Origin of the sequence: Massilia rubra, from assembly GCF_011682065.1 — a bacterium.
In the GTDB taxonomy this organism is placed as follows: Bacteria; Pseudomonadota; Gammaproteobacteria; order Burkholderiales; family Burkholderiaceae_D; genus Telluria_A; species Telluria_A rubra.
The window spans coordinates 45619-52383 of the sequence record NZ_VUYU01000041.1 but is presented as its reverse complement, the minus strand read 5'-3'; the positions used below and the strand labels follow the sequence as shown (position 1 = coordinate 52383).

Here is a 6765-nt window from a genome sequence, read left to right as displayed (position 1 = left end):
GCGGCCCCGCCCCGGCGGCAACCCACGGCCCCCCCCGCCGCCCCCACCGGCGCGACAACCTGGGGGCCCCCCGGGCGGGGTAACGACGAAGGCAGTGGCAGGAACGATGACGTTGACGGCTTATGCGCGCAAGCGCGCCAGTACGCCATCGAGAATATCCAGATCGGCAAAGTCGATGATCATCTGTCCCCTGCCCTTCGCGCCCATCTTGAACAACACCGGCGTGGCCAGCTTGTCGGACAGCTCTTCTTCCAATCTGGCAATATCTCCCGATTTTTCCTTCTGCCGGGTCGTGCTCGGGTTGGCCTGCTCTTCCAGTTCCCTGGCCACCAGCTTTTCGGTCTCGCGTACCGACAGGCGTTTTGCCACCACCTGGTTGGCCAGCGCGATCTGGCTGGCCGCGTCCACCGCCAGCAAGGCGCGCGCGTGACCCATGTCCACATCGCCGGCCATGAGCATGGTTTGCACCGGCGCGGCCAGGTTCATCAGGCGCAGCAAATTCGACACCGCGCTGCGCGAACGTCCCACCGCGCTCGCCGCCTGCTCGTGCGTGAAGTTGAAATCCGAGATCAGGCGATGGATGCCCTGCGCCTCTTCCAGCGGATTGAGGTCCTCGCGCTGGATGTTCTCGATCAGCGCCATTGCGGCCGCGGCCTGGTCGTCCACGTCGCGCACCAGCACCGGGATTTCGTTCAGCCCGGCCAGCTGCGCCGCGCGGAAGCGCCGTTCGCCGGCGATGATCTCGTAACGCACCGCGCCGGTCAGCGTGTCCTGCCCGATCGGGCGCACCAGCACCGGTTGCATGATGCCCTGGGTTTTGATCGAGGCGGCCAGTTCGTTGAGCGCGCCTTCGTCCATGCGCGTGCGCGGCTGGTATTTACCGGCCTGCATCTGATGCACGGCCAGCACCGACGGCGTGTCAGGCTTGGCGCCCTCGCCGTCGCCGCCCAGCAGCGCGTCTAGCCCGCGACCGAGCCCCTTGAGTTTTTTGGTTGCCATATGTTTGCTGCCTATTTTGTGTGATGCGTATGTTTACATTGTCTTGATGCGTTCGACCATCTCGGCGCCAAAGGCGATGTAGGCCTGCGCCCCTTTCGAGGACGGATCGAACACCACGCCCGGCACGCCGTACGACGGCGCTTCGGCCAAGCGCACGTTGCGCGGGATGATGGTATTGAAGACCTTGTCGCCGAAGTGCTGCTCGAGCTGGGCCGACACCTGTTGCGAGAGGGTCATGCGCGGATCGAACATGACGCGCAGCAGGCCGATGATCTTCAGGTCGGTGTTCAGGTTGGCGTGCACCTTCTTGATGGTGTTGACCAGGTCGGACAATCCTTCCAGCGCGTAGTACTCGCACTGCATCGGGATGATCACGCCGTGCGCGGCGCACAGGCCGTTGAGGGTCAGCATCGACAGGGCCGGCGGGCAGTCGATCAGGATGAAGTCGTAATCCTTGTCGACCGAGGCCAGCGCATCCTTCAGGCGGCGCTCGCGGTTTTCCAGTTCGACCATCTCGACTTCGGCGCCGGCCAGTTCGCGGTTCGATGGCAGCACGTCGAAGCGCCCCGCTTCCGAACGCGTGCGCGCCGCGCTGACCTCGGCCTCGCCCAGCAGCACTTCATAGGTTGATGCCTTGAGCCCGGCCTTGTTGATGCCGGCGCCCATGGTCGCGTTGCCCTGCGGGTCCAGGTCGACCAGCAGCACGCGCTGGTCCAGTTTGGCCAGGCCCGCCGACAGGTTAACGCTGGTGGTGGTCTTGCCTACCCCGCCCTTTTGATTTGCAACGCAAAATATTTTCGCCATGTATGCTCTTATGATAGTTTTGATGCAAACGATTTATACTGTTTTAATCGTATAAACCGTTTATTCGATTTATACGGTTTAAACGATATAAACCGTTTATATGATTTATACGATTTATTCTGTGCGCAGGTTCTTTTCGATAAAAACCAGATGCCGTTCCGCTTGCAGTCCTGGAACCTGGATAGGCCGCAATTCGCTCACTTTCCAGTCGGCCGGCAGCCGTTCTTGTTCGTCCGCCGGCGCAGTGCCTTTCAAGGCAATGAATTTGCCGCCCTCGGCCAGCAGGTGTCCCGACCAGTTCACAAAGTCGGACAGGTCGGCAAAAGCGCGCGAGGTGATGACGTCGAATTTGTGCGGCACCTGCAGCTGCTCCACGCGCGCCGTGTGCACGGTCACGTTGGCCAAGCCCAGCTCGGCTTTGACTTGCGTGAGGAACGCGGTTTTCTTGTGCACGGTATCGATCAGGGCCACTAACATGCCCGGCCGGGCAATCGCCAGCACGATGCCGGGCAGTCCGCCCCCTGCCCCGACGTCGAGCACGCTGGCCGCGCCCTCGAAGGCCGACACCGCGGCCAGCGAATCGAGCGCATGGTGGGTTGCCATCTGCATCGGATCGCGCACCGAGGTCAGGTTGTAGACCGAATTCCACTTGTGCAGCAGCGCCAGGTAGTCGAGCAATTGCGCGTGCTGCTGTTCGCTCAGGTCCAGCTTGAGTTCTTTGATGCCATTGGCCAGTACGGGCGCAATGGCGTTACGGTCGAAAAACTTCATCCTGCCAACTCCTCGTTGAGCGTGGCGAACCCTTTCGCGCCACGCTTTTTCAAATGCACCAGCAACAGCGAGATGGCCGCCGGCGTCACACCCGAGATGCGCGACGCCTGTCCCAAGGTCTCGGGACGTTGCTTGTCGAGCTTCTGGCGCACCTCGATCGACAGCGCGGTGATGTCGAGGTAGTCGAATCCAGCCGGCAATTTGAGGTTTTCATAGTGGTCGTGCCGCTCGACTTCCTTGGCCTGGCGGTCGATATAGCCGGCGTATTTGAGCTGGATTTCGACCTGTTCCTTGACCGCAGGGTCATCAACACCGGGGCCGGCAAGCGCCTGGCCTTCCACGCCGGACAAACCCATCAGCTTGTCGTAGTCCACGCCGGGACGGCGCAGCAAGTCGGCCAAGGAGTATTCGCGTTCGATGGCCTGGCCGATCACACGTTCCGACTCGGTACTGGCGAGGATGCGCGGGTTCACCCAGGTGGTGCGCAGGCGTTCCAGTTCGACGGCGACCGCTTCGCGCTTGCGCTCGAATGCTTCCCACTGGGCGTCGCCCACGCAACCGAGTTTGCGCCCGATTTCGGTCAGGCGCATGTCGGCATTGTCTTCACGCAGGCTCAGGCGATATTCGGCGCGGCTGGTGAACATGCGGTACGGCTCGGCCACGCCTTGCGTCGTTAAGTCATCCACCAGCACGCCCAGATATGCTTCCGAACGGCCCGGAATCCAGGCATCCTGGCCGCGCGTCAACAGCGCCGCGTTGATACCGGCCAGCATGCCTTGCGCCGCCGCTTCTTCGTAACCGGTGGTGCCGTTGATCTGGCCGGCAAAGAACAAGCCTTGCACCGCCTTGGTTTCGAGCGAGGTTTTCAGGCCGCGCGGGTCGAAATAGTCGTATTCGATGGCGTAGCCCGGGCGCAGGATGAAAGCGTTTTCCATGCCCTTCATCGAGCGCACCAGGGCGATCTGCACGTCGAACGGCAGGCTGGTCGAGATACCGTTTGGATAGAATTCGTTGGTCGTCAAGCCTTCGGGCTCGAGGAAAATCTGGTGCGATTCCTTGCCCGAGAAGCGGTGAATCTTGTCTTCGATCGACGGGCAGTAGCGCGGGCCGACGCCTTCGATGACGCCGGTGTACATCGGGCTGCGGTCCAGGCCGGCGCGGATGATGTCGTGCGTCTGCGCATTCGTATGCGTGACCCAGCACGGCACCTGGCGCGGGTGCATGGCGGTGTTGCCCATGACCGAAAACACCGGCACCGGATCGAGGTCGCCCGGTTGCTCGGACATCTGCGAAAAGTCGATGCTGCGGCCATCGATGCGCGGCGGCGTGCCGGTCTTCAGGCGGCCTTGCGGAAGCTTCATTTCTTTCAGGCGCGCGGAGAGCGAAATCGCCGGCGGATCGCCGGCACGGCCGGCCGAGTAGTTTTGCAGGCCGACGTGGATCTTCCCGTCGAGAAAAGTACCAGCCGTCAGCACGACCGCGCGGGCGCGGAACTTGATGCCGATCTGGGTCACCGCCCCGACCACGCGGTCGCCTTCAAGCATCAGGTCGTCCACTGCCTGCTGGAACAGCCACAGGTTCGGCTGGTTTTCCAGGCGCGAGCGGATCGCTTGCTTGTACAGGATGCGGTCGGCTTGCGCGCGGGTGGCCCGTACGGCCGGGCCTTTGGACGAGTTCAGGATGCGAAACTGGATACCGGATTCGTCCGTGGCAATCGCCATGGCGCCGCCCATGGCGTCGACTTCCTTGACCAGGTGACCCTTGCCGATGCCGCCGATGGAGGGGTTGCAAGACATCTGGCCGAGCGTCTCGATGTTATGGGTGAGCAGCAAAGTCTTCTGGCCCATGCGGGCAGAAGCGAGCGCAGCCTCGGTGCCGGCATGGCCGCCGCCGACGACGATGACGTCGAATTCAGTTGGAAATAGCATGATGGAGTGTAGAGCGAGGGAGATGAGGCCCGATTATAGAGTCTTTTCAGACCCTCGACTCTTTTGCACCCAGAATCTGCGATTTTCTCGCAACGGAGTGTTTCACGTGGAACGTGCTATTTGACGAAGTTCGATGGTTTCACGTGGAACATCCAGCATGGCTTGGGCGCTGTTCCACGTGAAACAATCACCACTTCACGATGGCGTCGTAGCTCGTCTTCACGATCAGCAGGCTGACCACGACCAGGAACAGTTTGCGCACAAACGCGCTGCCGTGCTTGATCGCGAGCTTGGTGCCGACCAGCGAACCGGCGACCTGGCACACCGCCATCAGCAAGCCGAGTTGCCAGAGGATATGGCCGCTGTAGCCGAACCACATCAGCGCCGACAGATTGCAGGCTACGTTGACCACCTTGGCCGCAGCCGAGGCGCTGAGGAAATCGAACCCGAAAAAGCGCACATACAGGAACAGCAAGAAGCTGCCGGTGCCGGGACCGAAGAAGCCGTCGTAGAAACCAATGGCCGCGCCGATGCCCACCGCCACCCAGCGCTCGGTCGCGCCGCTGTGCAATGGTGCGTGGACGCTGCCGAAATCCTTCTTGCGGAAGGTGTATACGGCGACCGCCACCAGCACGAACGGCAGCGCGGTCCGCACGAAATCGGCCGGCACCTTGGTCACCGTGTAAGCACCGGCAAACGACAGCAACAAGGCCGACACCGCCGCCGGCGCGGCCGCGCTCCAGGCCACCCTCACCTTGCGCGCGTAATTGACGGCCGCAGCGCCCGTACCGAAGATGCCCGCGAACTTGCTCGTTCCCAACAAGGTCGCCGGTACTTCACGTGGAAACACCGAGAACAGCACAGGTACCTGGATCAATCCGCCTCCGCCAACAACAGCATCTACCAAGCCGGCGAGAAAAGCCGCGCATCCGAGTAAGGCGAAATCGATCATGAATTTTCCAGGCAATGGGGGCGGAACAGCACAGCCAGATATTGTACGTAAGAAATCCGATGGACGTTTCCTCCGGCCATTTTCCTGCCCGCTGCGCCAATGGTGTAAGCTTTTGACATCTCCCATCGACCAAGAGGTGCCCAATGACCGAGTCCGCCGAGTTCAGTTTCAGTACCGTTCCCCACCTCGTTTCCGGTCCGGGCGCGAGCAGCCGGCTCGGTTCCCTGGTCCGCAGCCACTTCCCCGATGCGCGCCGCGCGCTGATCGTGACCGACCCGGGCTTTCTCGGCACCGGCCTGGTCGGCGCTCCGCAGCGCTCGCTGGAACAGGAAAATATCGCGGTCCACGTCTGGTCCGACGTCGTCGCCGACCCGCCGGAATCGGTGGTGCTGCAAGCGGTGGAAGTGGCGCGCCGGCACGATGCCGACCTCGTCATCGGCCTGGGGGGCGGCAGTTCGATGGATGTGGCCAAACTTATTGCAGTACTGGCCGGCGGCGAGCAGCCGCTCAGCCAGATCTACGGCATCGGCAATGTGCGCGGCAAACGGCTGCCCTTGGTGCAGATTCCGACGACCGCCGGCACCGGGTCGGAAGTGACCAACATCGCCATCGTCACCACCGGCGCGACCACCAAGATGGGCGTGGTGGCGCCGCAGTTGTACGCCGACCTGGCGATCCTGGACGCGCAACTGACGCTCGGCCTGCCGCCGCTGGTGACGGCCGCCACCGGCATCGATGCGATGGTGCACGCCATCGAAGCCTTCACCAGCAAGCATAAGAAGAACCCGATGTCGGACAACCTGGCGCGCCAGGCCTTGTCTCTGCTGTCGCGCAACCTGCTGCGCGCTTGCGAACACGGCGGCGATCTGGCGGCGCGCCAGGCCATGCTGCTGGGCGCCTGCTTCGCCGGCCAGGCGTTTTCCAACGCGCCGGTGGCGGCGGTGCATGCCCTCGCCTACCCGATCGGCGGCATATTTCACGTGCCACATGGCTTGTCGAATTCGCTGGTGTTGCCGCATGTGCTGCGCTTTAACCTGTCGCACGCGAGCGCGCATTACGCCGAGCTGGCGCAGATTGTCGATCCGGGCGCGAGCGGAAGCGACGAAGCGCGCGCCAATGCCCTGATCGCGGCGATGGAAAAAATCGCTGCGCAAACCGGCATCCAGACCGCCCTGCGCCAGGTCGGCGTGGGCGAATCCGATATCGACAAGCTGGCCGACGATGCGATGCTGCAAACCCGCCTGCTCGGTAACAACCCGCGCGAGCTGACGCGCGACGATATCCACCGCATCTACAGCGCCGCGTACTGAG

6 protein-coding genes are annotated in these 6765 nt (G+C 62.7%); 1 reads left to right on the top strand and 5 read right to left on the bottom strand.

Translation table 11 applies throughout. The annotated features are described in order from the left end of the window. Positions 1-120: 120 nt before the first annotated feature. The 5 genes from F0185_RS32245 to F0185_RS32225 all read right to left on the bottom strand — a co-directional run bounded on the left by F0185_RS32245 (position 121) and on the right by F0185_RS32225 (position 5454). On the bottom strand, positions 121-999 hold the full coding sequence (locus F0185_RS32245) for a ParB/RepB/Spo0J family partition protein (protein WP_167232503.1): 879 nt from the start codon (positions 997-999) through the stop codon (positions 121-123). A gap of 33 nt (positions 1000-1032) precedes the next feature. After that, positions 1033-1803: a ParA family protein gene (locus tag F0185_RS32240; RefSeq protein WP_166889083.1), complete on the bottom strand. Its 771-nt coding sequence runs from the start codon at positions 1801-1803 to the stop codon at positions 1033-1035. Between the two features lie 114 nt (positions 1804-1917). After that, positions 1918-2574, bottom strand: a complete 657-nt coding sequence (gene rsmG / locus F0185_RS32235; protein WP_166889086.1) for a 16S rRNA (guanine(527)-N(7))-methyltransferase RsmG — start codon at positions 2572-2574, stop codon at positions 1918-1920. Beyond that, positions 2571-4502 carry a tRNA uridine-5-carboxymethylaminomethyl(34) synthesis enzyme MnmG gene (gene mnmG / locus F0185_RS32230; RefSeq protein WP_167232501.1) on the bottom strand — a complete coding sequence of 644 codons (1932 nt, stop codon included), beginning with the start codon at positions 4500-4502 and terminating at the stop codon, positions 2571-2573. The genes rsmG and mnmG overlap by 4 nt, the downstream gene beginning before the upstream one ends. 187 nt (positions 4503-4689) lie before the next feature. Beyond that, the gene (locus F0185_RS32225; protein WP_166889092.1) at positions 4690-5454 is read right to left on the bottom strand and encodes a sulfite exporter TauE/SafE family protein; all 765 of its coding nucleotides are present in this window, start codon (positions 5452-5454) and stop codon (positions 4690-4692) included. 143 nt (positions 5455-5597) lie between these two features. Here F0185_RS32225 and F0185_RS32220 point away from each other — a divergent pair, with 143 nt between their 5' ends. Next, positions 5598-6764, top strand: a complete 1167-nt coding sequence (locus tag F0185_RS32220; protein WP_167232499.1) for an iron-containing alcohol dehydrogenase — start codon at positions 5598-5600, stop codon at positions 6762-6764. The last annotated feature ends 1 nt before the right edge of the window (position 6765 follow it).